We start from the raw sequence: 26,752 nt of genomic DNA on the forward strand, positions 1-26,752 counted from the left end.
AATTGTCCCATGACACCACACACCGATTCCATCGCAGGCGCGCCTTCCGTGGACCTGCCGGCGCAGATGCTGGGGGGCATGACGCCGGCCCGGTTCATGCAACGCTACTGGCAGAAAAAGCCCTTGCTGATCCGCAACGCCTTCCCCGGCTTTCAGCCCCTGCTCACGCGTCCCGAGCTATTTGCTCTGGCGGCGCAGGAATCGGTCGAGTCCCGCCTGATTGTGCACAAGCCGGCCGGGTGGCAACTCCGGCACGGCCCCTTTGCCCGGACCGCCTTTCCGCCGCTCAAGCAGAAGCGCTGGACCCTGCTCGTGCAGGGGGTGGACCTTCACATGGACGCGGCGCACGAGCTGCTGGGCAGGTTCCGTTTTGTGCCCGACGCGCGCCTGGACGACCTGATGATTTCCTGGGCCAGCGATGGGGGGGGTGTAGGGCCCCATTTCGACAGCTACGACGTGTTCCTGCTGCAGTCCAGCGGCCAGCGTCTCTGGCGCATCGGAAGGCAGAAAGACCTGTCGCTGGAGCCGGGTGTGCCGCTCAAGATACTGAGCAACTTCGAACCCGAGCAGGAGCACCTGCTCAACCCCGGCGACATGTTGTACCTGCCACCGCGCTGGGCGCACGATGGCATCGCTGTGGGTGACGACTGCATGACCTACTCGGTGGGGTTCCGCGTGCCCCCGCGCGGAGGGCTTGCCGGCGAGCTGCTCCAGCGCATGGCCGATGAGTTTGAAGACAGCACGCTGTACCGCGACCCCGGGCAGGAGGCCACCGACCACCCGGCCGCGATGCCGCTTTCGCTGGAGGCCTTTGCGGTCGATGCCCTGCAGCGCATGCTGGCTGATCGGACCTCGCTGGCCTGCGCCCTTGGCGAGGTGATGACCGAGCCCAAACCCCGTGTGTGGTTCGAGGAGCCCGCAGGCCCATGGCAGCCAGGGTCGGCGTTGCGCCTGGATCGGCGCACCCGCATGATGTACGACGCAAGGCACCTGTTCATCAATGGCGAGAGCTTTCGTGCCGGCGGCACCGACGCCCGCCTCATGCGTACCCTGGCCGATGAGCGTCGCCTGGATGCCGCCAGGGTGCGCCGCGCCAGTGCCGACGCTCAGGCCCTGTTGCTGGACTGGTTCGAGGCCGGCTGGCTCCATGCGGAATCCACGGCAGGTGGCGAAAAGGACTGAGAGATGACACAGCAGCCGACACCGGACGATCTCCCGGCATTGCCGGAAGGGCGCATTCAGGGGCGCCGCGAGTTTGCGGATCTGGTGCGGCTGGCGCTGCAGACCGCCGCCCGCGATGGCTGGCCCCAGATCGTGCTCAGTGATCCTGATTTCGCCGACTGGCCTCTGGGAGAAAGGGTGGTCATTGACGCCCTCAATGACTGGGCTGGTCGCGGCAGAAAGATCCAGTTGATGGCCGCGGACTTTGACCGGCTGCGCGAGCTGCATCCAAGACTCGTGCAATGGCGAACGACCTGGTCACACATCGTCGAAGCCCACGCATGTCGCTCGGTGGCGGGGGGCGAACTGCCCAGTGCGATTTGGTCGCAGGACTGGACCATGGAGCGCTTGGACATCGGCCGCTGCCTGATGGTGGCCAGCCGGCGGCCGGAGCGCCGAACGTTGCTCCAGGAACAGCTGCAGGCCTGCTGGCAGCAGGGCAGCCCTTCATTTCCTGCGACGGTTCTCGGGTTGTGACAAGAGCCCCAACGGCGTGTGTTTTTGCAACGCCAACTGTCAACAAAAGAAAAAGTTGACAAGGGTAAATACGGGTGTGCAATTCAGGCGTATGATTCCGCACCAGATCGCAATCGTTAATAGCGGTAAGCGACTGGGTCAGCCAAGCCCGGATCATCGATTCGGGTTTTTTTATGGTTGATTCAATGTTTTTGTTCTCATCCACATCCTGAGGAATCACCATGAAAAAGACCGTTCTGCTGGCCAGCCTGCTCGCCGCCATCGCCCTCACCGCTTGCGGCAAGAAGGAAGAAGCCGCTGCTCCTGCTGCTGCTCCCGCCGTTGAAGCTGCCAAGGACGCCGCTGGCGCCGCTGTCGACGCCGCCAAGGATGCTGGCGCTGCTGCTGCCAACGCTGGCGCCGCCGCTGGTGCTGCTGCTGCCGACGCCGCTGGTGCCGCTGCCGATGCCGCCAAGGACGCAGCTGGCGCCGCCGCCGACGCTGCCAAGGCTGGCGCTGACGCTGCCAAGGAAGCTGCCGACAAGGCCGCTGAAGCTGCCAAGGCTGCTGCCAAGCCCGCTCAGTAATTGCCCAGTTGGTTCGGACTCAGGTCCGAATCTTCCGGTCAAAAGAAATGCCGCCCTCGGGCGGCATTTCTTTTGTATGCGCGGCCTTTACTTGAGATCGGCGGCCAGCAACTGAACAATGCGCTGGCCGTCGGCCGTGGTGTCGGGTTGTCCCTGGGCGTTCAGCACGGACACCGTGGTGCTCGTGCCGCTGCTGCGGACGGCAATGCGGTATTGCACCGGCTTGGTCTGGGCGGGCGAGCTGCTGAAAAGACGGCTGAAAAAGCCGGGCTTGGCCGACTCGGCGGTGGCGTCTGCCGGCACGTAGCGCACGAAGTACACGCCCTGGCTGCGATCCCTGTCCTCGACGGTGAACCCGGTGCGGTCCAGCGACAGCCCGACCCTGCGCCAGGCGCGATCGAAGTCATCGTCCAGCTGCACCGAGGGCTGGTTGTTGATGGTGACCACACGGGCCGCTGAAGGCGTTGGCGCCGATGCGGTGACTGCCTTGGCCTGGGCCTCGGTCACGCCAAGCTTGACCATCAGCCGGCGCATGAACTCCGTTTCAAGCTCGGGGTCGGCCGCGCGGGGCTGCCAGACGGTCTGGTCCTTGCGGGCATCGGTGTAGACCTCGATCATGCCGCGGTGGCTGATGTAGATCTCTGTGGCGCCCGACGGGTTGCGCTCCAGCCGGGTGCGGAACTTGTCCTTCTCCCCCGTTGAATAGAGGCTGTCGAACACTTTGCCCAGTGTGGAGCGGATGACGTCCTGCGGCAGCTTGGCGCGGTTCTCGGCCCAGTCGGTCTCCATCACGCCCAGGGTCTCCTGGTCCAGGGTGAGCACGAAGCCGTTCTCCTGCCAGAAGTCCTTGACGGGCCCCCACACCTTGTCGGCAGGACGGTCCACCACCAGCCAGCGCTGGCTGCCCGCGCGCTCGATGCGGACATCGCCAATCTTGCTGGCGGCGGTGTCAGAGGAGCCTGTGGCGGGCTGGGCCGTCTGGTAGCCGCTGGCCGTCACGGTGGCGCCGGGCACCTGGTACCGCGACTCGCGGCTGAGCTGGGTCAGGTCCGGCGGCACTTCCAGGGAGTTGACCTGGCGGGCGCTGCGGTAGTCGATCTTGTCTTCCTCGAGCACGGAGCAGCCCGTGGCGAGAAAGGCCGCCATGGCCACGGCGCCCCAGCGGAGCGACAGGGTGGGGCGGGTGCGCGAAGACGGGGTACGTGAGGTGATGGACATGGGCAGCTTGGATGACTTCTTGGGGGGAGCTGGCGGCGGGGAGATCAGATCAGTCCGCTCTCTTTGAGCGCAGCCTCGACCACCGGTTCCAGCGGAGCGCTCATGGGCGTGAGCGGCAGGCGCATGGTGCCACCACACAGGCCCATGCGTTCCATCGCCCACTTCAAGGGGATCGGATTGGCTTCGACGAAGAGGTTCTTGTGCACGGGCATCAGGCGACGCTGGATCTCCATTGCCTTGCGGGCCTCACCGGCGATTGCGGCCACACACAACTCGTGCATGAGCCGGGGCGCAATGTTGGCGGTCACGCTGACGTTGCCCTGGCCACCACACAGCATCAGGGCGACCGCGGTCGGGTCGTCGCCCGAGTAGATGGCAAAGCCTTCCGGCGCTTCTCGGATCAGCCACTGGGCGCGCTCGATGTTGCCGGTGGCTTCCTTGATGCCGACGATGCCGGGCACAGCCGCCAGGCGCAGCGCGGTGTCCACGCTCATGTCGGCCACCGTGCGGCCGGGCACGTTGTAGAGGACGATGGGCAGGTCACCAGTGGCTTCGGCGATCGCCTTGAAGTGCTGGTACTGGCCTTCCTGCGTCGGCTTGTTGTAGTAGGGAACCACCTGCAGTTGGCAGTCGGCGCCGACCTTCTTGGCGAATTTCGCCAGCTCGATGGCTTCGGCGGTGGAGTTGGCGCCGCAGCCGGCCATGATGGGCACACGCTTGGCGGCCTGCTCGACGGAGACGCGGATGATCTCGCAATGCTCCTCGACGCTGACCGTGGGCGACTCGCCCGTGGTGCCGACGACGCCGATGCAGTCGGTGCCTTCGGCGATGTGCCAGTCGATCAGCTTGCGCAGTGTGGGGTAGTCGACGCTGCCGTCGGGGTGGAAGGGGGTGACGAGGGCAACGATGCTGCCGGTGATGGTCTTCATGTTCTCGGGCTCAAATCAGAGGCGCCGGCCAATGCGCCGGACACGTTGAGGAAATCGATCCGGCGGCTCGCGCGCGAATCGTGCATTCTACCCAGCGCGGTCAGTCAGTCAGGGAGCAGGTGGCGCGCCGCCAGGGTGGCGTCGGACGGGCGTTTTCGCAGCGCCGCAATGCGTTGCACGAAGCGCTCCGGGTGGTCACAGAAGCCGTTTTCATAGGCGACCACGTGCAGGCTGGCGCAGGCCTGCAGCAGCTCGCCCGGCCGCAGCAGGAAGTCGGGGCGCGAGGGTCGGCCGACCGATTCGTTACCGGATGCAAACGTTTCGTAGATCAGCACGCCGCCCTCGGCCACGCTGTCCACGATCACGGGCAGCAGCGCGCGCCAGAGGTAGTTGGTCACCACCACGGCGTCGAAGCGTTGTCTTTCGAAGGGCCACGGGCCGTTCTCGATGTCGGCCTGCACCACCCGTCCGGCGCTGGCCGCTGCTGCCACGGCGGTGGGGTCCCGGTCCACGCCGGTCACCGCATGGCCGCGGCCGGCGAACCAGCGCAGGTGCCGGCCCTGTCCGCAGGCCACGTCCAGCACAGTGCCTCCGGCCGGCACCAGGTGGGACCAGCGTTGCACCCAGCGTGAGGGCGACTCCGTGCCGTGCATCAGAAACAGCTCCAGAGCTGGTCGGCCAGGTTCACCAGGAAATCCGGGCGCTGGTAGAGCATCAGCGTGCCCAGCAGGGCCAGAACCACAGTGGCCCAGACCATCGCCCTGACAGCCAGCGGCTTCACGCGGGCGCTCCCACACGCTGCGGGCCGCGCTCGATGGCCGACTCGCGCACCGGCAGGTTGACCAGGGCCGCAAATACGCCCAGCGCGATTGAGATGTACCAGACGATGTCGTAGCTGCCGGTCCGGTCGTAGAGCACACCGCCCAGCCAGACGCCCATGAAGCTGCCGATCTGGTGGCTGAAGAACACGAAGCCGCCCAGCATGGACATGTGGGCCACACCGAAGATCTGGGCCAGCACCGCGTTGGTCGGCGGCACCGTCGAGAGCCAGAGCACGCCCATCACGGCGGAGAAGACATAGACGGTCATGGGCGTGAGCGGCGCCCAGAGGAAGATCACGATGGCGACCGAGCGCGCCAGATAGATGAACGCCAGGATGTGGCGCGTGGCCAGGCGCTGTCCCAGCGCGCCGGCGGCGTAGGTGCCGATGACATTGAACAGGCCGATGATGGCCAGCGCGTAGCTGGCCACCTGGGGCGAGAGGCCGTGGTCCTTGAGGTAGCTGGGCATGTGCACACCGATGAACACCACCTGGAAGCCACACACGAAGTAGCCCGCCATCAGCAGCTGGAAGCTGCGGTAGCCGAAGGCCTCGCGCAGGGCCTGGCCGATGGTCTGTTCGCGCCTGGGTGCGGCACCGCCCATGAAGCCGGGCTCGCGCAGGAACAGCGCCAGCGGCATGATCAGCAGCACCGCGGCGCCGAGGACAAGCAAGGCATGTTGCCAGCCGAAGCCCGAGATCAGCCAGCCTTCCACTGGCACCATCAGGAACTGGCCGAAGGAGCCGGCCGCTGCCGCCACGCCCATGGCCCAGGAGCGGCGCTCGGCCGGGATCTGGCGGCCGATGACCCCGTAGACGACCGCATAGGTGGTGCCCGCCTGGGCGGCGCCGATCAGCAGGCCAGCGGTCAGCATGAACACGAACGGGGTGGGTGAGAGTGCCATGCCGGCCAGGCCCAGCGCGTACAGCACCGCACCCCCCAGCAGCACCCGGAACGCGCCGAAGCGGTCGGCCGCCATGCCGGCGAAGATGCCGAACAGGCCCCAGGCCAGGTTCTGGATGGCCAACGCGAAGGAAAAATCTTCCCGGGTCCAGCCCATGTCCTGGGTGATCGGCTGCAGCCAGAGCCCGAAACCGTGGCGAACCCCCATGGAAAGGGTGACGATGGCGGCGCCGCAGATCAGCACCTGTGCGGCGGACAGGCGCGCCGGTGACATGGGGATGGGGGAAGCTGAGGACATCCCGGCACTGTAGCGAATCCGGCTTTGCCGAAGGCGTCGCAAGGTAGACGCTGGCCCGTGAAATTTCTCCCGCCGATTGATGCACGCAAGGCATCGCAGGAAAAACCGGGTCTTTGATCTGTATTTGCATACAGGCTTTTGAAGGGCCGCACCGTACAATTTCCCGATGGCAACCCAATCGAACGAGTATTCCGAAGGCTCCATCCGCGTCCTCAAGGGACTGGAGCCGGTCAAGCAGCGCCCGGGCATGTACACCCGCACCGACAACCCGCTGCACATCATTCAAGAGGTGCTGGACAACGCGGCCGACGAGGCGCTGGCGGGCTTCGGCAAGAAGATCAAGGTCACGCTGCACACCGACAGTTCGGTGAGCGTGGAAGACGACGGCCGCGGCATTCCCTTCGGTCTGCATCCGGAAGAGAAGGCGCCGGTGGTCGAGCTGGTGTTCACCCGCCTGCACGCGGGCGGCAAGTTCGACAAGGGCAAGGGCGGCGCCTACAGCTTCTCCGGCGGTCTGCACGGCGTGGGTGTGAGCGTGACCAACGCGCTGTCCACCCGGCTGGAGGTCACCTGTTTCCGCGACGGCCAGGTGGCGAAGCTCGCCTTTGGCGCCGGCGACGTGATCGAGCCGCTGGTGGTGACGCCAAAGGGCGAGGGCGACCGCAAGCAGGGCACCACGGTGCGCGCCTGGCCCGACGCCAAGTACTTCGATTCAGCCGTGCTGCCGCTGGGCGAGCTGACGCACCTGCTGCGCAGCAAGGCGGTGCTGATGCCGGGCGTGCAAGTCACGCTGGTGAACGAAAAGACCAAGGACAACCAGGTCTGGCAATACAAGGGCGGCCTGCGCGACTACCTGGCGCAGACGCTGACCACCGACCCGGTGATCCCGCTGTTCGAGGGCGAGGGCTACGCCGATGCCAAGGACGACAGCTTTGCCGACGGCGAGGGCGCGGCCTGGGCGGTGGCTTTCACCGAAGACGGTGCGCCGGTGCGCGAGAGCTACGTCAACCTGATTCCCACCAGCGCCGGTGGCACGCACGACAGCGGCCTGCGCGACGGCCTGTTCCAGGCCGTCAAAGCATTCATCGAGATGCACGCGCTGCTGCCCAAGGGCGTGAAGCTGCTGCCCGAAGACGTGTTCGCGCGTGCCAGTTATGTGCTGAGCGCCAAGGTGCTGGACCCGCAGTTCCAGGGCCAGGTGAAAGAGCGCCTGAACTCGCGCGATGCGGTGCGCCTGGTCGGCGGCTTCGTGCGCCCGGCGCTGGAACTCTGGCTCAACCAGCACGTGGACTACGGCAAGAAGCTGGCCGAACTCGCCATCAAGGCGGCTCAGAGCCGCCAGAAGGCCGGCCAAAAAGTCGAAAAGCGCAAGGGCTCGGGCGTGGCCGTGCTGCCTGGCAAGCTGACCGACTGCGAAAGCCGCGACATCGCGCACAACGAACTCTTCCTGGTCGAGGGCGACTCGGCCGGCGGCAGCGCCAAGATGGGCCGCGACAAGGAGTGCCAGGCCGTGCTGCCGCTGCGCGGCAAGGTGCTCAACACCTGGGAGGTCGAGCGCGACCGCCTGTTTGCCAATACCGAAATCCACGACATCTCGGTCGCCATCGGCGTCGACCCGCATGGCCCGCTGGACACGCCCGACCTGAGCGGCCTGCGCTACGGCAAGGTCTGCATACTGTCGGACGCCGACGTGGACGGCTCGCACATCCAGGTGCTGCTGCTCACCCTGTTCTTCCGCCACTTCCCCAAGCTGATCGAGGCGGGCCATGTGTATGTGGCGCGTCCGCCGCTGTTCCGGGTGGATGTGCCGGCGCGCGGCAAGAAGCCCGCGGCCAAGCAGTACGCGCTGGACGAAGGCGAGCTGCACGCCATCCTGGACAAGGCCGAGAAAGACGGCGTGAACCGCGAGAAGTGCCAGATCAGCCGCTTCAAGGGCCTGGGCGAGATGAACGCCGAGCAGCTCTGGGACACCACGCTCAACCCCGACACCCGCCGTCTGCTGCAGGTCACGCTGGGTGCGATGGACTTTGCCGCCACCGAGGCCCTGATCACACGGCTGATGGGTAAAGGCGAAGCCGCCGCGCGCCGCGAACTCATGGAACTCCACGGTGACTCCGTGGAGGTGGATGTGTGATGCCCCGTCTGGCCCAGACCTTCGGCGGTGTCCTGCTGGCGGTGGCGCTGGCCGGGCCTGCGCACGCCGAAATCTGGGCCTACCGCGACAAGAACGGTGTCACGCATTACTCCGACCGCCCGCTCAACGCACGCTACGAGCTGCTGTACCGCGGCTCCGGCATGGGCGGACCGATCGCCAGACCGGGCAGCGGTGGCAGCCGTCCCGCGCTTTCCTCGGCGTCGGCGGTCACCCGCATGGAGCTGTCGACCCGCTTCAAGGCGGTGCGCCACCTGATCCGCGAGGCGGCGAGCCAGCACGGCCTGGAGTTCGAGCTGCTGCAGGCGGTGATCGCCACCGAGTCGGGCTTCGATCCCGGCGCCGTCAGCCCCAAGGGCGCAGTGGGCCTCATGCAGGTGATTCCCGACACCGCGGAGCGTTTCGGTGTCCGCGCCACCGGGCGCCAGAGCGTGAGCGAGCGCCTGACCGACCCGCGCACCAATATCCAGGCCGGCTCGCGCTACCTGGCCTGGCTGATCAACTATTTCAACGGTGATGTGCGCCTGGCGGTGGCCGCGTACAACGCGGGCGAGGGCGCTGTGCTCAAGGCCGGGCGCCGCGTCCCCAACTACCCCGAGACCATCAACTACGTGCGCAAGGTCACCGACCTGCACCACAGCCTCAAACCCCCGCGCACCGTCAGCGAGGCGCGGGCCGAGGTGATACCCGCGTCCGCACCCATGCCGCCACGCCCTCCCGGCCGCGGCTGACAACGTCGGCGCTGGCGTGCCTTGGATGGCACCCGTTCTTCCAGTTTGTGACCCCATGACCCAAGACCTGATCATTCCCGAACCCGTGGCCGAACCCGGCGACGACAACCTGGCCGCCTACGCGCAACGCGCCTACCTCGAATACGCACTCTCGGTCGTCAAGGGCCGCGCCCTGCCCGATGTGTCCGACGGCCAGAAGCCGGTGCAGCGCCGCATCCTCTACGCCATGGACCGCATGGGTCTCGGTTTTTCGGGCAACACGGCGGCCAAGCCGGTCAAGAGCGCCCGCGTGGTGGGCGACGTGCTCGGCAAGTACCACCCGCACGGCGACAGCGCGGCGTACGACGCGCTGGTGCGCATGGCGCAGGACTTTTCGCAGCGCTACCCGCTGATCGACGGCCAGGGCAACTTCGGCAGCCGCGATGGCGACGGCGCCGCCGCCATGCGCTACACCGAAGCGCGCCTGGCCAAGATCACCGGTCTGCTGCTCGACGAAATCGACCAGGGCACGGTGGACTTCATTCCCACCTACGACGGCTCGTTCGAGGAGCCCAGGCAGCTGCCCGCACGCCTGCCGTTCAACCTGCTCAACGGCGCCAGCGGCATCGCCGTGGGCCTGGCCACCGAGATCCCCAGCCACAACCTGCGCGAAGTGGCCGATGCCTGCGTGGCGCTGGTGAAGAACCCCAGGCTCAGCGACGAGGAACTGCTGACCATCCTGCCCGGCCCGGACTACCCCGGCGGCGGCCAGATCATCAGCCCGGCGGGTGACATTGCCGACGCCTACCGCACCGGCCGCGGCAGCCTGAAGGTGCGTGCGCGCTGGAAGATCGAAGACCTGGCGCGCGGCCAGTGGCAGCTGGTGGTGAACGAGTTGCCGCCCGGTGTGAGCAGCCAGAAGGTGCTCGAAGAGATCGAGGAGATCACCAACCCCAAGGTCAAGGCTGGCAAGAAGGCGCTGAGCCAGGACCAGACCCAGCTCAAGGCCAGCATGCTGATGGTGCTGGACGCGGTGCGCGACGAATCGAGCAAGGACGCGCCGGTGCGCCTGGTGTTCGAGCCCAAGAGCAGCCGCATCGAGCAGCAGGAGCTCATCACCGCACTGCTGGCGCACACCAGCCTGGAAAGCTCGGCGCCGATCAACCTGACCATGATCGGGCTCGATGGCCGGCCGACGCAGAAGAGCCTGCGCCTGATGCTGGAAGAGTGGATCGCCTTCCGCCAGACCACGATCACTCGCCGCACGCAGCACCGTCTGAACAAGGTGCTCGACCGCATCCACATCCTCGAAGGCCGGCAGCTGGTGCTGCTCAACATCGATGAGGTGATCCGCATCATCCGCCACAGCGACGAGCCCAAGGCCGCGCTGATCGAGCGCTTCAGGCTCAGCGACCGCCAGGCCGAAGACATCCTCGAAATCCGCCTGCGCCAGCTGGCCAGGCTCGAAGCGATCAAGATCGAGCAGGAACTGAAAGAGCTGCGCGAGGAGCAGGGCAAGCTCGAAGACATCCTGTCCAACCCGGCGAGCCTGAAGCGCCTGATGGTCAAGGAGATCGAAGCCGACGCCAAGACCTTCGCCGACCCGCGCCGCACGCTGATCCAGGCCGAGAAGAAGGCCGTGGCCGAGATCAAGGTGGTGGACGAGCCGGTCACGGTGGTCATCTCCAGTAAGGGCTGGGTGCGCGCCCGCACCGGCCACGGCCACGAGGCTGCCAGCTTCGCCTTCAAGGCCGGCGACGGCCTGTACGGCACATTCGAATGCCGCACGGTGGACACGCTGATCGTGTTCGGCAGCAACGGCCGCGTCTACTCGGTACCGGTCGCGAGCCTGCCCGGCGCCCGCGGCGACGGCCAGCCCATTACCACGCTGATCGAGCTGGAAAGCGGCACGCAGCCGCTGCACTACTTCGCTGGTCCGGCCAACGCCACGCTGCTGCTCAGTGGCACGGGTGGCTACGGCTTCCTGGCGACGGTCGAGAACCTGGTGTCGCGCCAGAAGGCCGGCAAGGCCTTCATCAGCGTGGGCGAGGGCGAAACCATCTGCGCGCCCTCGCACGCGATGAGCACCTCGGGTGGCCAGCCGCTGGCGGCCGCCACGCACGTGGCCTGCGCCTCCACCGGCGGCCGCATCCTCACCTTCGAGATCGGCGAACTCAAGCTGATGGAGAAGGGCGGTCGCGGCCTGATGCTGATCGACCTGGAAGACAAGGACACGCTGGCCGGCGCCTGTGCCTACACGCGCAGCGTGAAGATCGAGGGCATCGGCCGCGGTAGCAAGGAGCGCGACGAAACGCTGGAAATCCGCAGCCTGAACAACGCCCGGGCCGCGCGCGGTCGCAAGGGCAAGGCGGCCGACTTGGGCTTCAAGCCCAACCGCATCACGAGGGTGGAATGATGAGCGCCGCCGGGCCGTTCCCAAGGCGCTCAGCCCCGCAGTGCGCAGCACGGAGGGTTGTCCAATGACCACCGACGGTATCGGCCTGTTTCTGATGCTGGCGAGCTTCGCGCTCACCTTCTTTTTTGCACGCATGCTGGGCAAGCGCCTGAAAGCCAAGCGCGAGGCCCAGCGCGCGAAGCAGGCCGAGCTCGACCTGGCCCGGCAGAGCCGTCAGGTGCGGCGTGCGGCGGAGCGCAAGAAGAAATCCTGACGGGCAATCACCCAGGACTTCGCGGGTCGGCGTTCCGTCGCCAGAATGGTGTTTCTTGGAAAGGATGGCCATGAAGTCGATGGGCAAACGGGCTGAAGGCCAGAGGCTGGAGCGCATGCAGGCCTCGTCCCAGTGGCGCGGTCAGGGTTTCCACAACGTCTACCCGGTGGCGCCGGGGCTGCGCGACCCGGACGCTCCGTTTCCCAGTCTGAAAGACTTTCTCTGCGGCGGCGAGCGCCGCGTGCCGACCACGCCGCTGCCTGCGACCGACCCGCGCGAAGGCTGGCGCCGGGTGCCCCAGAGCGGCCTGCGCGCCACCTGGCTGGGGCATTCGACGGTGCTGATCGAGATCGGCGGCAAGCGCCTGCTGACCGACCCGGTCTGGGGTGCGCGCGCCTCGCCGTCCACCCTGGTCGGCCCCAGGCGCTTCCAGCCCGTGCCGCTCAAGGTCAAGGAGCTGCCGGAGGTGGATGCGGCCCTCGTCTCGCACGACCACTACGACCACCTGGACTACCCCACGGTGCGCGAACTCAACAAGCGCGGCGTCCCTTTCGTCACCTCGCTGGGTGTGGGCGCGCACCTGCAGGCCTGGGGCGTGCCGACCGAACGCATCACCGAACTGGACTGGTGGGAAACGCACCGCCTGCCGGGCAGCGGGGTCACCATCACCGCGGCGCCGTCGCAGCACTTTTCGGGCCGCGGCCTGAAAGACCGCAACGCCACGCTCTGGTCCTCGCTGGTGATCCAGTCCGACCGGCACAGCGTGTTTTTCAGTGGCGACACTGGTCTGACCGACGCCTATGCAGAGATCCGCGAGCGCCTCGGGCCTTTCGATCTGGTGATGCTGGAGATCGGCGCCTTCCACCCCGCCTGGGGCGACATCCACCTCGGACCCGAGAACGCCATGAAGGCGCACCAACTGCTGGGCGGTGGCGTGCTGCTGCCGGTGCACTGGGGCACCTTCAGCCTGGCCATGCACGCCTGGGACCAGCCGGCCGAGGTGTTGCACACACTGGCCGAAAAGAACGACACCCCGCTGCTGATGCCCCAGTTGGGACAGGCGGTGGAACCCGCCCATGTGGAGCGCACCGATCCGTGGTGGCGGCGCGTCGAGACCAGGGCCGGCCCGGCGCCCGTGGTCGAACCCGGTCAGCCACCCAAGAACCTGCCCAAGGCCCTGCAGTGGCCTCTGGACTGAACCCCCCATGACAACCCCTGACACCGTCTTCGGCCCCCACCTCAAAGGCTTCCCCACGGGCAGCTCACCGCTCACGCGGGCGCAGATCCCGTCACAAGGCTGGAATCTGCTGCGCGGCGACCTGGCCCTGCCGCTGGCCGTGCTCAAACAGTCGGTCCTGCAGCACAACCTGCACTGGATGCGCGACTTCTGCGCGCAGCGCGGCCTGTACCTGGCGCCACATGGCAAGACCAGCATGTCGCCCGAGCTGTGGCAGATGCAGCTCGACGCCGGGGCCTGGGGCATCAGCTTTGCCACCGTGTTCCAGGCGGCCGTTGGCGCGCGCCACGGCGTGCCGGTGCTGCTGATCGCCAACCAGGTGATTCAGCGCGCCGAGCTGGACGCGCTGGCGCTGTTGCACGCGGAGCGACCAGGCCTGCGTTCGATGTTCCTGGTCGACTCGGTCGGGCAGGTGGACGCCATCGAGGCCTGGGCCCACGACCGTTCGTTCCAGGGCCGCTTCGAGGTGCTGCTGGAACTGGGCATTGCCGGTCAACGCACCGGCACCCGCACGGCCGGGGAGGCGCGGCAGACCGCCATGCGCATCGCCGCCAGTCCGGTGCTGCAGCTTGTGGGTATCGAGTGCTACGAAGGTACGACCGCGTACTGCGACCACGCCAAAGACCGCGCCACGGTGCAGGGCCTGATGGACCGGGTGGACGCCATCGCGCGTGAGGCCATTGCCCAGAACTGGTTCGCACACGAGGAAGTCATCCTCACGGCGGGTGGCTCGGCCATCTTCGACCTGGTGGCGGAACGCCTGACTCCCGACCTGGGCCGTCCGGTGCGGGGTGTGCTGCGCTCGGGGTGTTACCTCACACACGACCACCAGCGCTACACGCGCTATCTGTGTTGCGTGGGCGAACGCCTGAACCTGCGCGAGACCTTGAAGCCCGCGCTGGAGGTGCTGGCCTGTGTGCAGAGCCAGCCCGAGCCGGGCCTGGCGCTGCTGTCGATGGGCAAGCGCGACGTGGCCTACGACCTCGACCTGCCAGTGCCCGTCTGGCGCGTGGGTTCTCGGGCTGCAGGGCAGGGCAGGGCACCGCAAGCGGTGCCAGCCCACTGGCGCATCGACGCGCTCAACGACCAGCACGCCTACCTGCGCTTCGACCCCTCTGCTCCGGCGGGCGAGTGGCCCTGTCTGGGCGAGACGGTGGGCAGCGGCATCTCCCACCCCTGCACCACCTTCGACAAATGGCGCTGGCTGCCGGTGGTGGACGACGCCTACAGTGTCGTGGACGCTGTCACCACCTGGTTCTGACGGCCCGGCGATCCACAGGCTGCCCGCGGGTTTTGGCATGCCTCCCTATTTTTGCTGCAATGCAGCAAAAACGACTTGCCAACTCAGGGTTTGACCTTAGAATTGCGCCATGCTGCACTGCAACATTCATCAACCCGATGTATGTTTTCCTGGCGGCTGTTTCAACCCTTCATCTCAAGGAACCGACATGAACAACGCTGCAGAACAGATCATTTCCGCCAACAAAGCCAACCTGGAAGCCCTTGAAGGCGCCACCACCAAGGCCTTCGCCGGCGTGGAAAAGCTGGTCGAACTCAACCTGGCCGCTTCCAAGGCCGCTCTGGGCGAGTCCTTCGGCTACGCCCAGGCCGTGCTGGCCGTCAAGACCCCGCAGGAGTTCATGACCCTGCAGACCGGCTTCTTCCAGCCCCTGGCCGAGAAGTCCGCCGCCTACTTCCAGCATGTGCAGAGCATCGCCACCGAAGGCAGTGCCGAGTTCGTGAAGCAATTCGAAGCCAACCTGGCCGAAGCCCAGAAGGCCGTTGGCGCCTCGGTGGACCAGCTGGTGAAGAACGCCCCGGCCGGTTCCGAAGCCGCCGTGGCCGCTTTCCAGAGCGCTCTGAGCAACGGCCAGAAGGCTGTTGAACAGACCCAGGCCGCGATCAAGAAGGCCACCACCCAGGCGCAGGCCAACTTCGCTGCAGCTTCCAAGCAGGCGACCGATCTGGCCAAGAAGGCCGCCAAGGTCTGACCGGACCCTGATCGGCACGGCCTTGGGCCGCGGTCATGAAAGAAAAAGAGGCTCCCTGGTGAGCCTCTTTTTCATGGCGGCTGCAGATGAGGCTCAGGTTCTTGCCAGCACCACGATGCCGGCGGCGATCAGCAAGGTGCCCGCCATGCGCATGGGGGTGACGGCTTCGCCGAGGAACGCCCAGGCCAGGACCATCGTCACCACAAATCCCAGGCCGACAAATGGATAGGCCAAGCTCACATCGACCCTGGACAGGACCAGGAGCCAGACCAGGGCTGCGCCCGCATACAGGCCCAGGCCCACAACCACCCACGGATGAAACAGCACCGTCACCAGGGCTGGCAGACGAACGCCAGCGGCCAGCGCGCGAGCCACTTCGGGAGCACTCATGCCGGTTTTGAGCACGATTTGCGCCAGGGAGGTCATGGCCACATTGGCCACGATGAGCAGCAGCGTTGATCGGTTCACGGAGGGGTCATCCTGCTGTGGGATAACAAAAAAGAATCAAGAATCGCCGAATATACTCCCGCCATGACGCTCAATCCGGCTGGTACGTCGGTCGCTCATCCCCTGTGTGTCGACCTGGATGGAACGCTGATTCGCACGGATCTGACGTTCGAATCGCTGCTGGCCGCACTGAAGCGGCAGCCCTTGCTGATCTTCTTTCTGCCGCTCTGGTTGTTGCGGGGGCGGAGCTACCTGAAGCACCGCCTGGTACAGGCCGGGCGGCTTGATGTGACAGTGCTGCCCTACCACACCGACGTGCTCGATCTGATCGACAAGGCCAGGCGGCAGGGGCGGCCGGTGATGCTGGTGACGGGCAGCCATGAGTCGCTGGCCAGGCAGGTGGCGGAGCACCTTTCCCTGTTTGATTCGGTGTTGGCGACCTCAGAGACCGTCAATCTGATCGGTGCGAACAAGGCGGCGGTGCTGGAGGATCGGTTTGGTCCAGGCCGGTTCGAGTACGTCGCCAACGGGCGGGTGGACCTGGCCGTCTGGCAAAAATCCGGTGCGGCTGTCACGGTGAATGCACCCCGTTCGATCGTGCGTCAGGTGGCCGGCATGGGCATCCCGCACCGGGACATTCCGAACACCGCTGGTCGATGGAAAACCTGGCTGAAGGCCATCCGCCTGCAGCAATGGCTCAAGAACCTGCTGCTGCTGGTGCCCATCATCACCGCCCATGAGGTGCTGAACGCGCAGGCCCTGGGTGCCGTGACGCTCGCGTTCCTCTGCTTTGGTGCCTGCGCATCGGCGACCTACCTCATCAACGATCTGCTGGACCTGGAGGCCGACCGGCACCACCACAAAAAGAAGAACCGGCCCTTTGCCGCCGGAACCCTGGATGTCCGTGCCGGTCTGGTCGCCGTTGTGGTACTGATGGCATCCGGCCTGGGGTTGGCGTGGCTGCTTCCCGTGGGGTTCCAGCTGGCCCTGGGCACCTACCTTGTGACCACCCTGTTGTATTCCCTGTGGCTCAAGCGGGTGGCCAGCCTGGACGTGATCGTGCTCGCAGGCCTGTACACGCTTCGGATCATCGCGGGCGCACTGGCGACCGGCATCAGCTTGTCTTTCTGGTTGCTTGCGTTCTCGATGTTCATCTTTCTCTCCCTGGCGCTGGTCAAGCGGGTGGCAGAGCTGGTGGAAGTGCGAAAGAAGGAGATCGCCACCGGCGTGACCCAGGGAAAGCTGCGGGGCAGGGAGTACGCGACGGAGGATGTGGTTGTGCTGCAGAGCCTGGGCGCAGCCAGCGGCTACCTGTCTGTCCTGGTGCTGGCCCTGTATATCCACAGCACCGAGGTGTCGCAGCTGTACCGCTCCCCCGAGATACTGTGGCTGATCGCTCCCCTGATGCTGCTGTGGGTCACCCGCCTGTGGGTGGTCACAGCGCGGGGGTATATGGACGAAGATCCCATCTTCTTTGCCGCCACCGATCCTGAAACCTGGGCCACTGGTGCCGTGGTGGCCCTGATCCTGACGGGCGCCACCCTGTTGCAGCTCTGAGTCTGATCCACATCTGGTCAGTTGAACCTTTCTTCGCTTCACCTCAGCATGAACAACCGTCCTACCGATGCCGGGCCCGGAGAGCTGCAATGGACAAGGTCCTTGTGGCTTGTGACCTTTCTGGCGTTGTCGCTGCGCCTGATCTGGGCCTGGTGGGTGCCGGTCATTCCCAGCTCCGATGGTGAGGCCTACGACGCGTTTGCCCGCACCCTGGTGCAGCACGGCACGTTCGGCTGGGAGGCGGATCACCCCACCTCTTTCTGGCCGCCCGGTACCACCTTCCTGCATGCCTCGCTGTTTGCGCTGTTTGGCATCCGGTACGAACCCATCGTGGCCATGAACATTGCGCTGTCCCTCGGCATCATCTGGGTGACGGCGAGACTGGCCGCCCGTTTCTGGGGGCAGAACGTGGCCGTTTTGAGTGCGCTGGTGCTGGCCGTCTGGCCCACGCTGGTCATGTATCCGACGATTCTGGCGAGCGAGCTGCCCTTCCTGTTCCTGACCTTGCTCGCTCTCGATCTGTGGACTGCTCCCAGGTTCGGACGGACCACCAGGGCGCTGCTGGCCGGGCTGGTGCTGGGCTTTGCCGCGCTCGTGCGTCCGCAGGCGCTGCTGCTCCCGCTGGTGTATGCCGGCGGACTGGTGCTGACAAGTCGTATGGAGCGAACCGTGCTGCTTGAGCAGATCCGATGCGTGGTTCTGGCCGGCATCGCCATGGCCGTGGTGGTCGCACCCTGGACATGGCGCAACCACCAGCTCTATGGTGAACCGATGCTCATTTCCAGCAATGGCGGTATTACGCTCTGGATGGGCAACACCCCGGGCACCGACGGGCGCTACATGTCGACGCCAAAACACTACAGCCACCTGCCCGAGAACGAGCGGGCGAGGGTGCTCGGGCAGGAGGCGAGGGCGTACATCCTTCAGGACCCGGCGGCCTTTGCCGCGCGAGCGGTCAAGAAGCTGCTGATCCTCTATACCAACGAGTCGGTGGGGGTGGGCTGGAACTCGCCAGGTATCCGCGAGGTGTTCGGTGAAGCGTGGGAGCCACGGCTCAAACGCCTCACGCAGGCGACCTGGGGGCTGATCTGTCTGCTGGTGGTGGTGGGCCTGTGGTCGTCGCTGCGCAGAACCGGTTTCGTGTCGACCCTGTTCTCGCCGATCACGCTGAGCATTCTGTATTTCACAGCCATCCACATGGTCGTGGTCTCCCAGGAGCGGTATCACCTGGCGTTTGCCGGGCAGTGGGCCATTCTGGCCGCCCTGGGTCTTCTGCAACTGGCCGCCTGGCGACAGGGATGGTCGGCTGCCGCAACCCGCCCGTCTCCCCAGTGACCCGCCACGCATCCGATCCATGTCCATCCAGAACACCCTGACTCCCACAGCCATCCAGCGGCTGGCCGTTCCTCTGTACGCGGGCGTGCCCAGTGCCAAGGTGCGTTTGATGCAGGAGTACCGCTCGCACATCTGTCCCCTGCATGAGGTGATCCACGAAGTTCCGCCCCAGTCCGCGGTGCTGGATGTGGGTTGTGGAAACGGATTGCTGCTGAACCTGCTGGCCCGTCTCGGCCGGATTCGCCGGGGACATGGGTTCGACGTGGCGGCGCCTGCCGTGGCGGTGGCCAGCCAGGTGGCCAGCGACCATCGGCTCTCCTCGGTGGTCGCGTTCGAACACCGCACCATCGAACAGGGCATTCCGAACCTGGGACATGAGGTGGTGACGGTCGTCGATGTGCTTCACCACGTGCCTGATCAGCACAAGGCGGCGTTTGTGGCAGCTCTTTGTGACGTGGTGCCGGCGGGGGGGCGCCTGATCGTCAAGGACATGGTGGTGCGGCCGCGCTGGCGCGCTGCCGCCAACCAGATGCACGATCTCGTGATGGCGCGCCAGTGGGTCGAGCATGTCGACTCCGACCAGGTGGAAGCCTGGGCCGTGGGCAACGGCATGCGGGTGAGCCGGCGCGACCGCTTCAACACGCTCTGGTACGGGCACTGGCTCCTGGTGCTGGACAAGCCCTGAGCCCACCTTCCGCGCAGGCATGGCGCCGCCGGGCCGGCGACGCCGCATGAGTTGTTTTACGCCAGCTCGGCGATCAGTTCGATCTCGACACAGGCACCCAGAGGAATCTGGGCGACGCCGAAGGCACTGCGGGCATGCGCGCCCACCTGGGGACCGAACACCTCGCCCAGCAGCTCGCTGCAGCCGTTGGTGACCAGGTGCTGTTCGGTGAAGGTGCCGGTGCTGTTGACCAGGCTCATGACCTTGACGATGCGCTTGACGTCGTCCAGCGTCTTGCCTACGGCCAGGCAGGCCGCGGCGAGGGTGCCCATGAGGTCGATGGCGATGGCGCGTGCGGCCGCCTTGCCCTCGTCGGTGGTCATGGTCAGGCCCAGCTGACCCACCCATGGCTTGCCGTCCTTCTTGGCAATGTGGCCGCTGAGGAAGATCAGGTTGCCGGTCTGCACGAACGGCACGTAGGCCGCCGCAGGGATGGCCACGGGGGGCAGGGTGATGGCGAGCTGGTTCAGCTTGTCGTAGACGCTCATTGAAGGCTCCAGAAGGTGTGTGTTGGGGTCAGCGGGGCATTCTATCGAGGGGGGTGTCAGCCGTTCTTCAGCCGCTCCGGAAATAATCGAGGGTTACGAGGAGACAAACACCATGAAATTACGAACCGCGCGTTGGGTCGCTGCTGCCCTGGCATTGTTGCCGTCGCTGGCGCTGGCAGCCGATATGGACGGCTCGCAGCTGTCGGTGCTGTGGGGCGTTCCGTTTGCGGGCATCCTGCTCTCTATTGCCATCATTCCGCTGGTGGCCCCGATCTTCTGGCACCACCATTTCGGCAAGGTATCGGCGGCCTGGGCGCTGGCGTTCCTGCTGCCGTTCGCCCTGGTGTTCGGTTTCGGCGCAGCGGGTGCTGGCGTGGCGCACGCGCTGCTGGCCGAGTACATCCCTTTCATCATCCTGCTGACTGCCCTGTTCACCGTGGCCGGCGGCATCTACATCAAGGGCAACCTGCACGGCAGTCCCGGGTTGAACACCGGCATCCTTGCCATTGGCGCGGTGCTGGCGAGCTTCATGGGCACGACGGGCGCCTCGATGCTGCTGATCCGCCCGCTGATCCGCGCCAACGACAACCGCAAGCACGTGGTGCACGTGGTGGTGTTCTTCATCTTCATCGTCTCGAACGCCGGCGGTTCCCTCACGCCGCTGGGCGATCCGCCGCTGTTCCTGGGCTTCCTCAAGGGTGTCGAGTTCAGCTGGACCCTGACCCACATCTTTCCGGAAACGCTGTTCCTGGTCGGCACCCTGCTGGTGCTGTTCTACGCGCTGGACTGGTGGTACTACCACAAGCGGGAAGAGGTCCGTCCTGCCGATCCGACCCCGGACGACCGCCGATTCGGCTTCGACGGTGGCGTGAACTTCCTGTTGCTGGCCGGTGTGGTCGGCCTGGTGCTGATGAGCGGTCTGTGGAAGTCCGACGTGGTGTTCGACATCGCGGGTACCGAAGTCGGCCTCCCCGGTATCGTGCGCGACCTGGGACTGATCGCGATCACCGTGGCCTCGCTGCAGCTCACGCCCGGCAGCGTGCACGCCGACAACCAGTTCAGCTGGGGACCGATGCAGGAGGTGGCCAAGCTGTTCGCCGGCATCTTCCTGACCATCATCCCGGTCATCGCCATGCTCAAGGCGGGCGTGGACGGTCCGTTCGGCGCCGTCGTGAGTGCGGTCACCAACCCCGACGGTTCGCCCAACCCGGCCATGTACTTCTGGGCCACGGGCCTCCTGAGTTCCTTCCTCGACAACGCGCCCACCTACCTGGTGTTCTTCAACACCGCCGGAGGCGACGCGCAGGTGCTGATGACCACGCTGGCGCCGACGCTGGTGGCGATTTCGGCCGGCGCGGTGTTCATGGGCGCCAACAGCTACATCGGCAACGCGCCCAACCTGATGGTCAAGGCCATCGCCGAAGACCGCGGCGTGAAGATGCCCAGCTTCTTCGGCTACATGGCCTGGTCGGTGGGCATCCTGGTGCCCCTGTTCGCGCTGATGACCTGGCTGTTCTTCGCGTGAGCAACGGTACGATGCGCGGATGACCGATGGACTGCTGATCTGGATCTTGGTGGCTCTGGGCGTGGTCAACGCCCTTTGTATGTTGTGGCTGCTGTTGCGCCAGCCGCCGGTCAACGCCGAGGAGGCGGCGCAACGCGCGCAGCTGCTGGCCGTGCTGCAGCAGCAGGGCCGGGCCACCGAGCAGCGCATCGAACGGGTGGAGAGCGAGCTGCGCCGCGAGGTCGGCGACAACGCCCGCACCGGCCGGCTGGAGATCCAGCAATCGCTGGCGACGTTCCAGGACACGCTGGTGCGCCAGGGCGCAGAAACCACCCGCACGCAGAACGCGCAGATCGACGCTTTCGCGCAGCAACTGGTGCAGCTGCGCGGCACCCTGGGCGACACGCTGACGCGCCAGCTGCAGGACCTGAGCGAGGCCAATGCGCGCCGCCTGTCCGAGGTGCGAGCGACGCTGGAAACCCAGCTCGCCCAGCTGCAGACCAGCAACGCCGCCAAGCTCGACGAGATGCGCGCCACGGTGGACGAGAAGCTGCACGCCACGCTGGAGCAGCGCCTTGGCGAGAGCTTCAAGCAGGTGGCCGAGCGGCTGGAACAGGTGCACAAAGGCCTGGGCGAGATGCAGACCCTGGCGCAGGGCGTGGGCGACCTCAAGCACCTGCTGAGCAATGTGAAGACCCGCGGCATGTTCGGCGAGGCGCAGCTGGGCGCGTTGCTGGAGCAGGTGTTCTCGCCCGAGCAGTACGCGGCACAGGTGGCGACGCGGCCGGGCAGCCGCAACATGGTGGACTTCGCGATCCGCCTGCCCGGGCGCGGTGACGACGGCGCGCCCTGCTGGCTGCCCATCGACGCCAAATTCCCGAACGAAGACTACGAGCGCCTGCTGGACGCGCAACAGCGCGCCGACGCCGAGGGCGCCGAACTGGCCGCGCGCGGGCTGGAGCAGCGCATCCGGCTCGAAGCGAAGTCCATCGCCGAGAAGTACCTGGAGCCGCCGCACACCACCGATTTCGCCATCCTGTTCCTGCCCACCGAGGGCCTGTACGCCGAGGTGCTGCGCAGGCCAGGCCTGATGGAGGCGCTGCAGCGCGATCACCGCGTCACGCTCACCGGCCCGACCACACTGATGGCCATGCTCAACGCGCTGCAGATGGGCTTTCGCACGCTGGCGCTGGAAAAGCGCAGCTCCGAGGTCTGGCAGGTGCTGGGCGCGGTCAAGACCGAGTTCGGCAAGTTCGGTGAGGTGCTGGCCAAGGTGAAGAACCAGACCCAGACCGTGCTCAACACCCTGGACGCGGCCGAGGTGCGCAGCCGCGCCATGGGTCGCGCGCTCAAGACCGTTGAGGCCCTGCCGCAGGAGCGCGCGCAATCGCTGCTGCCGCTGGACGCCGGCGACGGCGATGCGGCTTGAGGCCCGGCACCCGCACCGCCCTGGTCCGCCTGATCGGCGCGCAGATCTGCGTGCACGCCTGCATGACGGGTTTCCGCATGGCCGCGCCGCTCATGGCGCTGCGCGAGGGGTACAGCGCCGCCGCGGTGGGTGTGTTGCTGGCCCTGTTCGCGCTGGCCCAGGTGTTCCTGGCCCTGCCTGCGGGGCGCTACGCCGAGCGCCATGGCCTGCAGCGGCCCTTCGTGCTCGCGAGCGTGGTGGCGACCACCGGGGGGGCTGTGTTCGGTGGCCTGGCCGCACTTCGGTGTGTTGTGTGCCACGGCGCTGACCAGCGGCGCGGCGGTTTGCCTGGCCATGATCGCGCTGCAGCGCCACGTGGGCCACATGGCGAGCGACGCCACCGAGCTGCGCCAGGTGTTCAGCTGGGTGGCAGTCGGGCCGTCCATTTCCAATTTCCTCGGGCCTTTTCTCGCGGGGCTGCTGATCGACGCCTCTGGCTTTCGCGCTGCCTACCTGTTGCTGGCCTTGCTGCCGTCGCTGGCCTGGTGGTGGGTGCGGCGCGTGCCCGACCACCCCGCGCCCGACACGGGTGAAGCGCCGCGCCGGCAGTCGTCCTGGGACCTGCTGCGGGACCGGCCGTTCCGCCACCTGATGCTGATGAACTGGCTGCTGGCTTCGTGCTGGGACGTGCACACCTTCCTGGTGCCGGTACTGGGCCACGAGCGCGGGCTCTCGGCCACGGTGATCGGCACCATCCTCGGGGCCTTCGCGCTGGCGGCCACGGCCATCCGCGTCGTCATGCCCTGGCTCGCGTCGCGGCTGCACGAAGGCACGGTCATCGGTATCGCCATGGTCAGCACGGCCGGGCTGTTCGCTCTCTACCCGCTGGTGCACACCGCCTGGCTGATGGGGCTGCTGTCGGTGCTGCTGGGCCTGGCCCTGGGCTCGGTGCAGCCCATGGTGATGAGCACCTTGCACCAGATCACCCCGAAACACCGGCACGGCGAGGCGCTGGGCCTGCGCTCCATGGCCATCAACGGTTCCAGCGTGGTGATGCCGCTGCTGTTCGGGTCGGCGGGGGTGCTGGTGGGCGTGAGCGGCGTGTTCTGGACGGTGGGCTTCGCGGTGGGGGCTGGGTCCCGGCTGGCGTGGCGCATGCGCCGGTCGGCACCCCCGCCGCAGCGGCTCGACTGAGTCCGGGTATGTCCCCGGGAACTCGCGGGGCGGGTGGTGCTCCCTAGAATGCGCGCTCACCCGAAGGAAGCACCGTGCTCTTGTTGATTGTCTTGCTGCCTCTGCTGCTCGGGACCGTGTCCACCGCCTGGCTCGGTTCAAAGTCCCGCACTCTCACCGCCCTGGCCGCCGGTCTGGTCACTGCGTCGGCGCTCGCCTTGTTGCTGTCGCTGGCGCCCCAGGTGTTCGCCGGGCAGACGGTGATGAACGCCTGGCCCTGGGTGCCCGAGATCGGGCTGCAGCTGAGCTTCCGGCTCGACGGCCTGTCGCTGATGTTCGCCGGGCTGATCCTGTTCATCGGCCTGTTGATCGTGCTGTACGCGGCTTACTACCTCGCGCCTGAGGACTCGGCTGGCAAGTTCTTCAGCTTCATGATGCTGTTCATGGCAGCCATGCTGGGCGTGGTGCTGTCGGACAACCTGCTGCTGCTGGTGGTGTTCTGGGAGCTGACCAGCATCTCGTCCTTCCTGCTGATCGGCTTCTGGAGCCACCGTGCCGACGCGCGCGCCGGTGCGCGGCAGGCCCTGGCCGTCACGGGTGGTGGCGGGCTGGCCATGCTGGGCGGTTTCGTGCTGCTGGGGCAGATCGCCGGCACCTACGAACTCAGCGCCATGGCGGCGAACGTGGCGGCCATCCAGGCCGACCCGCGCTTCGTGCCCGCGCTGCTGTTGATCCTGCTGGGCGCCTTCACCAAGAGCGCGCAGTTCCCGTTCCACTTCTGGCTGCCCGACGCCATGGCCGCGCCCACACCGGTCTCGGCCTACCTGCACTCGGCCACCATGGTCAAGGCCGGTGTGTTCCTGCTGATGCGCATGTACCCGGTGCTGGCCGGCACCGGGCATTTCGAGGCCATCGTCAGCGCGGCCGGCCTGGCCACGGTGCTGTTCGCGGCATTCATCGCGATCTTCAAACACGACCTCAAGGGCTTGCTCGCGTACTCCACCGTCAGCCACCTGGGCCTGATCGTGTTCCTGATCGGTCTGGGCTCGCCGCTGGCGGCCGTTGCCGCCGTGTTCCACGTGCTCAACCACGCGGCGTTCAAGGCCTCGCTGTTCATGATCGCCGGCATCGTCGACCACGAGACCCATTCGCGCGACATGCGCCAGCTCGGCGGGCTGTGGAAGTTCATGCCCTGGACGGCCACCTTGTCCATGGTGGCGGCCGCATCCATGGCCGGCGTGCCGCTGACCAACGGCTTCCTGTCCAAGGAAATGTTCTTCACCGAAGCCGTGGTGGGTATCAGCGGTGTCTACGCCTGGCTGGTGCCCGCGCTGGTTACGCTGGCGGGTGTGTTCAGCGTGGCCTACTCGCTGCGCTTCGTGCACGACACCTATTTCAACGGCGAACTGGGTGACGTGCCGAACGATCATCCGCACGAGCCCCCGCTGGGCATGAAGCTGCCGGCCATGCTGCTGGTGACGATCTGCATCGTGGTCGGCCTGCTGCCGGCGCTCACCTTCGGGCCGCTGGTGCACGTGGCCGCCACGGCGCTGGTTGGGCAGCCGCTGCCCGAGTACCACCTGGCGATCTGGCACGGCTTCAACCTGCCCCTGCTCATGAGCGCCATCGCGCTGGCGGTGGGCGTGGGCCTGTACCTGTGGCTGGCGAAGGGCAAGCGCCTGCACCGCATCAGCTCCGAAGACTGGTTCGGCGCCGCCACCGGTCGCGCGATCTTCGAGTGGCTGATCGACCGCCTGTTCGGCTTCTCGGGCCGGCTGACGGCGCGGCTGGAGACGGGCTCGCTGCAACGCTACGTGGGCTGGCTGCTTCTGACGGCGCTGGTGCTGGGCGCATTGCCTTTTGTGGGCAGTGGCATCGGCACCGGGGAGCGCCCGCAGATGCCGGCCACGCCGCTGGCCTGGGCCATGTGGGCGCTGCTGCTGCTGACCTGCATCGCCATCGTGCGCACGCACCACCAGCGTTTCCAGACCGTGGTGCTGGTGGGCGTGGTCGGCGTGGCGGCCTCGCTCACCTTCCTCGGCTTCTCGGCACCCGACCTGGCGCTGACCCAGCTGTCGGTGGACATCGTCTCCACCGTGCTGCTGCTCATGGGCCTGGCCCTGCTGCCGCAGACCAGCCCCAAGGAAACGCCGGCCCTGCGCAAGGGCCTGCACGCGCTGCTGGCGCTGGCGGGCGGCGCGGCCATGTCGGTCATCACCTGGCTGGTGCTCACGCGCGATCAGGATTCGATCTCGTGGTTCTTCCTGGAACAGTCGCTGCCCAAGGGCGGCGGCTCGAACGTCGTCAACGTGATCCTGGTGGACTTCCGCGGCTACGACACCATGGGCGAGATCTCGGTGCTGGGCATCGCCGCCATCGGTGTGCTGGCCCTCATGGACGGCCTGCGCACCCGCCGTGCGGGCACCGACCCCGAGGGCCGCGCCTGGACCTTTGCCCAGCAGCCGCTGCTGCTGCGCGTGGCCGCGTCGGTGGTGCTGCCGCTGGCGCTGGTGTTCAGCCTCTATATCTTCATGCGCGGCCACAACCTGCCGGGTGGCGGCTTCATCGCCGGTCTGATCACCGCCGTAGCGCTGGTGCTGCAGTTCATGTCGCTGGGGCAGGCTCGGGCCGAGCAGTTCCTGCGGGCCGGCGGCGGGCGCCGTTTCGTGCGCTGGATCGGCGCCGGCCTGGGCATTGCCGGCCTCACCGGCGTGGGCGCCTTTGCGCTGGGCCGCCCCTTCCTGACCAGCGCCTTCGGCCATCCGCATGTGCCGGTGCTGGGCGAGCTGCCGCTGGCCACCGCCGCCATCTTCGACCTCGGCGTTTACCTCACCGTGGTCGGCAGCACGCTGCTGACACTCTCGGTCCTGGGCCAGGCCTCGCGCGAGGTGCCCGCCACCGCCACCCAACGGAGGCTCTCATGA

The 26,752-nt window shown here is 66.8% G+C and carries 23 protein-coding genes and 1 pseudogene; 17 read left to right on the forward strand and 7 right to left on the reverse strand.

What is annotated here, in order from left to right:
* Positions 1 to 9: 9 nt before the first annotated feature.
* The 3 genes from HFL01S_RS13515 (at position 10) to HFL01S_RS13525 (ending at position 2,264) form a co-directional block, all read left to right on the forward strand.
* Complete coding sequence (locus HFL01S_RS13515) at positions 10 to 1,182, forward strand: JmjC domain-containing protein (RefSeq protein WP_066259295.1); 1,173 nt, start codon at positions 10 to 12, stop codon at positions 1,180 to 1,182.
* A 3-nt stretch (positions 1,183 to 1,185) separates the two neighbouring features.
* Positions 1,186 to 1,698, forward strand: a complete 513-nt coding sequence (locus HFL01S_RS13520) for a hypothetical protein (protein ID WP_066259300.1) — start codon at positions 1,186 to 1,188, stop codon at positions 1,696 to 1,698.
* Between the two features lie 221 nt (positions 1,699 to 1,919).
* The gene (locus HFL01S_RS13525) at positions 1,920 to 2,264 is read left to right on the forward strand and encodes a hypothetical protein (protein ID WP_066259301.1); all 345 of its coding nucleotides are present in this window, start codon (positions 1,920 to 1,922) and stop codon (positions 2,262 to 2,264) included.
* Between the two features lie 87 nt (positions 2,265 to 2,351).
* Here HFL01S_RS13525 and bamC read toward each other — a convergent pair whose 3' ends face one another.
* From bamC to HFL01S_RS13545, 5 genes are all read right to left on the reverse strand, one after another.
* Complete coding sequence (gene bamC, locus HFL01S_RS13530) at positions 2,352 to 3,482, reverse strand: NlpB/DapX family lipoprotein (RefSeq protein WP_066259303.1); 1,131 nt, start codon at positions 3,480 to 3,482, stop codon at positions 2,352 to 2,354.
* A gap of 44 nt (positions 3,483 to 3,526) precedes the next feature.
* Entirely contained in the window at positions 3,527 to 4,411 is an 885-nt protein-coding gene (gene dapA, locus HFL01S_RS13535) for a 4-hydroxy-tetrahydrodipicolinate synthase (RefSeq protein WP_066259306.1), read from the reverse strand.
* Between the two features lie 104 nt (positions 4,412 to 4,515).
* Positions 4,516 to 5,064: a class I SAM-dependent methyltransferase gene (locus tag HFL01S_RS13540; protein WP_066259313.1), complete on the reverse strand. Its 549-nt coding sequence runs from the start codon at positions 5,062 to 5,064 to the stop codon at positions 4,516 to 4,518.
* A complete protein-coding gene (locus tag HFL01S_RS25920; RefSeq protein WP_281179919.1) occupies positions 5,064 to 5,192 on the reverse strand; it encodes a hypothetical protein in 129 nt (42 codons plus the stop codon). Before HFL01S_RS25920 ends, HFL01S_RS13540 begins: the two co-directional genes overlap by 1 nt.
* Entirely contained in the window at positions 5,189 to 6,433 is a 1,245-nt protein-coding gene (locus tag HFL01S_RS13545) for an MFS transporter (RefSeq protein ID WP_066259316.1), read from the reverse strand. The genes HFL01S_RS25920 and HFL01S_RS13545 overlap by 4 nt, the downstream gene beginning before the upstream one ends.
* 166 nt (positions 6,434 to 6,599) lie before the next feature.
* Between HFL01S_RS13545 and HFL01S_RS13550 the strand changes: the two genes are divergently transcribed.
* From HFL01S_RS13550 to HFL01S_RS13580, 7 genes are all read left to right on the forward strand, one after another.
* Entirely contained in the window at positions 6,600 to 8,567 is a 1,968-nt protein-coding gene (locus HFL01S_RS13550) for a DNA topoisomerase IV subunit B (protein WP_066259317.1), read from the forward strand.
* Positions 8,567 to 9,316, forward strand: a complete 750-nt coding sequence (locus HFL01S_RS13555; RefSeq protein ID WP_066259320.1) for a lytic transglycosylase domain-containing protein — start codon at positions 8,567 to 8,569, stop codon at positions 9,314 to 9,316. Before HFL01S_RS13550 ends, HFL01S_RS13555 begins: the two co-directional genes overlap by 1 nt.
* Before the next feature lie 55 nt (positions 9,317 to 9,371).
* Complete coding sequence (gene parC / locus HFL01S_RS13560) at positions 9,372 to 11,711, forward strand: DNA topoisomerase IV subunit A (protein WP_066259322.1); 2,340 nt, start codon at positions 9,372 to 9,374, stop codon at positions 11,709 to 11,711.
* A gap of 64 nt (positions 11,712 to 11,775) precedes the next feature.
* The gene (locus tag HFL01S_RS13565; RefSeq protein ID WP_066259323.1) at positions 11,776 to 11,964 is read left to right on the forward strand and encodes a hypothetical protein; all 189 of its coding nucleotides are present in this window, start codon (positions 11,776 to 11,778) and stop codon (positions 11,962 to 11,964) included.
* Between the two features lie 70 nt (positions 11,965 to 12,034).
* The gene (locus HFL01S_RS13570) at positions 12,035 to 13,162 is read left to right on the forward strand and encodes an MBL fold metallo-hydrolase (RefSeq protein ID WP_066259421.1); all 1,128 of its coding nucleotides are present in this window, start codon (positions 12,035 to 12,037) and stop codon (positions 13,160 to 13,162) included.
* A gap of 7 nt (positions 13,163 to 13,169) precedes the next feature.
* Complete coding sequence (locus HFL01S_RS13575; protein WP_066259325.1) at positions 13,170 to 14,462, forward strand: type III PLP-dependent enzyme domain-containing protein; 1,293 nt, start codon at positions 13,170 to 13,172, stop codon at positions 14,460 to 14,462.
* 187 nt (positions 14,463 to 14,649) lie between these two features.
* Positions 14,650 to 15,192, forward strand: a complete 543-nt coding sequence (locus HFL01S_RS13580) for a phasin family protein (protein ID WP_066259330.1) — start codon at positions 14,650 to 14,652, stop codon at positions 15,190 to 15,192.
* A 93-nt stretch (positions 15,193 to 15,285) separates the two neighbouring features.
* Here the strand turns inward: HFL01S_RS13580 and HFL01S_RS13585 are convergent, their stop codons facing one another.
* Positions 15,286 to 15,660 (reverse strand): EamA family transporter, encoded by a 375-nt coding sequence (locus HFL01S_RS13585; RefSeq protein WP_245644812.1) that lies wholly within the window; start codon positions 15,658 to 15,660, stop codon positions 15,286 to 15,288.
* Positions 15,661 to 15,723: 63 nt separating this feature from the next.
* On the opposite strand from HFL01S_RS13585, the gene HFL01S_RS13590 reads away from it, so the two are divergent.
* From HFL01S_RS13590 to HFL01S_RS13600, 3 genes are read left to right on the forward strand one after another with little or no spacing between them, the layout of a single operon-like run.
* Positions 15,724 to 17,196 (forward strand): UbiA family prenyltransferase, encoded by a 1,473-nt coding sequence (locus HFL01S_RS13590; RefSeq protein WP_066259332.1) that lies wholly within the window; start codon positions 15,724 to 15,726, stop codon positions 17,194 to 17,196.
* A 48-nt stretch (positions 17,197 to 17,244) separates the two neighbouring features.
* Positions 17,245 to 18,531, forward strand: coding sequence for an ArnT family glycosyltransferase (locus tag HFL01S_RS13595; protein WP_084383298.1), 1,287 nt, complete (start codon positions 17,245 to 17,247; stop codon positions 18,529 to 18,531).
* 19 nt (positions 18,532 to 18,550) lie between these two features.
* Positions 18,551 to 19,216, forward strand: coding sequence for a methyltransferase domain-containing protein (locus tag HFL01S_RS13600; protein ID WP_066259340.1), 666 nt, complete (start codon positions 18,551 to 18,553; stop codon positions 19,214 to 19,216).
* A gap of 56 nt (positions 19,217 to 19,272) precedes the next feature.
* On the opposite strand, the gene HFL01S_RS13605 is transcribed toward HFL01S_RS13600, so the two are convergent.
* Complete coding sequence (locus HFL01S_RS13605; RefSeq protein WP_066259343.1) at positions 19,273 to 19,743, reverse strand: RidA family protein; 471 nt, start codon at positions 19,741 to 19,743, stop codon at positions 19,273 to 19,275.
* A gap of 112 nt (positions 19,744 to 19,855) precedes the next feature.
* On the opposite strand from HFL01S_RS13605, the gene HFL01S_RS13610 reads away from it, so the two are divergent.
* The 4 genes and pseudogenes from HFL01S_RS13610 to HFL01S_RS13625 all read left to right on the forward strand — a co-directional run bounded on the left by HFL01S_RS13610 (position 19,856) and on the right by HFL01S_RS13625 (position 26,752).
* Complete coding sequence (locus HFL01S_RS13610; protein ID WP_066259345.1) at positions 19,856 to 21,268, forward strand: sodium:proton antiporter; 1,413 nt, start codon at positions 19,856 to 19,858, stop codon at positions 21,266 to 21,268.
* A gap of 19 nt (positions 21,269 to 21,287) precedes the next feature.
* Positions 21,288 to 22,676, forward strand: coding sequence for a DNA recombination protein RmuC (locus HFL01S_RS13615; RefSeq protein ID WP_066259348.1), 1,389 nt, complete (start codon positions 21,288 to 21,290; stop codon positions 22,674 to 22,676).
* A 62-nt stretch (positions 22,677 to 22,738) separates the two neighbouring features.
* Positions 22,739 to 23,849 (forward strand): annotated as a pseudogene (locus HFL01S_RS13620) (MFS transporter).
* A 74-nt stretch (positions 23,850 to 23,923) separates the two neighbouring features.
* Positions 23,924 to 26,752 carry a monovalent cation/H+ antiporter subunit A gene (locus HFL01S_RS13625; RefSeq protein ID WP_066259349.1) on the forward strand — a complete coding sequence of 943 codons (2,829 nt, stop codon included), beginning with the start codon at positions 23,924 to 23,926 and terminating at the stop codon, positions 26,750 to 26,752.

Source organism: Hydrogenophaga flava NBRC 102514 (assembly GCF_001571145.1).
GTDB classification, from domain to species: Bacteria; Pseudomonadota; Gammaproteobacteria; order Burkholderiales; family Burkholderiaceae_C; genus Hydrogenophaga; species Hydrogenophaga flava.

Coding starts and splice junctions, on each gene's coding strand:
- HFL01S_RS13600 (WP_066259340.1), top strand. CDS start 18,551: ATGTCCATCCAGAACACCCTGACTCCCACAGCCATCCAGCGGCTGGCC.
- HFL01S_RS13515 (WP_066259295.1), top strand. CDS start 10: ATGACACCACACACCGATTCCATCGCAGGCGCGCCTTCCGTGGACCTG.
- HFL01S_RS13525 (WP_066259301.1), top strand. CDS start 1,920: ATGAAAAAGACCGTTCTGCTGGCCAGCCTGCTCGCCGCCATCGCCCTC.
- parC (WP_066259322.1), top strand. CDS start 9,372: ATGACCCAAGACCTGATCATTCCCGAACCCGTGGCCGAACCCGGCGAC.
- dapA (WP_066259306.1), bottom strand. CDS start 4,411: ATGAAGACCATCACCGGCAGCATCGTTGCCCTCGTCACCCCCTTCCAC.
- HFL01S_RS13565 (WP_066259323.1), top strand. CDS start 11,776: ATGACCACCGACGGTATCGGCCTGTTTCTGATGCTGGCGAGCTTCGCG.
- HFL01S_RS13545 (WP_066259316.1), bottom strand. CDS start 6,433: ATGTCCTCAGCTTCCCCCATCCCCATGTCACCGGCGCGCCTGTCCGCC.
- HFL01S_RS13570 (WP_066259421.1), top strand. CDS start 12,035: ATGAAGTCGATGGGCAAACGGGCTGAAGGCCAGAGGCTGGAGCGCATG.
- HFL01S_RS13550 (WP_066259317.1), top strand. CDS start 6,600: ATGGCAACCCAATCGAACGAGTATTCCGAAGGCTCCATCCGCGTCCTC.
- HFL01S_RS13555 (WP_066259320.1), top strand. CDS start 8,567: ATGCCCCGTCTGGCCCAGACCTTCGGCGGTGTCCTGCTGGCGGTGGCG.
- HFL01S_RS13605 (WP_066259343.1), bottom strand. CDS start 19,743: ATGAGCGTCTACGACAAGCTGAACCAGCTCGCCATCACCCTGCCCCCC.
- bamC (WP_066259303.1), bottom strand. CDS start 3,482: ATGTCCATCACCTCACGTACCCCGTCTTCGCGCACCCGCCCCACCCTG.
- HFL01S_RS13590 (WP_066259332.1), top strand. CDS start 15,724: ATGACGCTCAATCCGGCTGGTACGTCGGTCGCTCATCCCCTGTGTGTC.
- HFL01S_RS13540 (WP_066259313.1), bottom strand. CDS start 5,064: ATGCACGGCACGGAGTCGCCCTCACGCTGGGTGCAACGCTGGTCCCAC.
- HFL01S_RS13580 (WP_066259330.1), top strand. CDS start 14,650: ATGAACAACGCTGCAGAACAGATCATTTCCGCCAACAAAGCCAACCTG.
- HFL01S_RS13610 (WP_066259345.1), top strand. CDS start 19,856: ATGAAATTACGAACCGCGCGTTGGGTCGCTGCTGCCCTGGCATTGTTG.
- HFL01S_RS13595 (WP_084383298.1), top strand. CDS start 17,245: ATGAACAACCGTCCTACCGATGCCGGGCCCGGAGAGCTGCAATGGACA.
- HFL01S_RS13615 (WP_066259348.1), top strand. CDS start 21,288: ATGACCGATGGACTGCTGATCTGGATCTTGGTGGCTCTGGGCGTGGTC.
- HFL01S_RS13575 (WP_066259325.1), top strand. CDS start 13,170: ATGACAACCCCTGACACCGTCTTCGGCCCCCACCTCAAAGGCTTCCCC.
- HFL01S_RS13520 (WP_066259300.1), top strand. CDS start 1,186: ATGACACAGCAGCCGACACCGGACGATCTCCCGGCATTGCCGGAAGGG.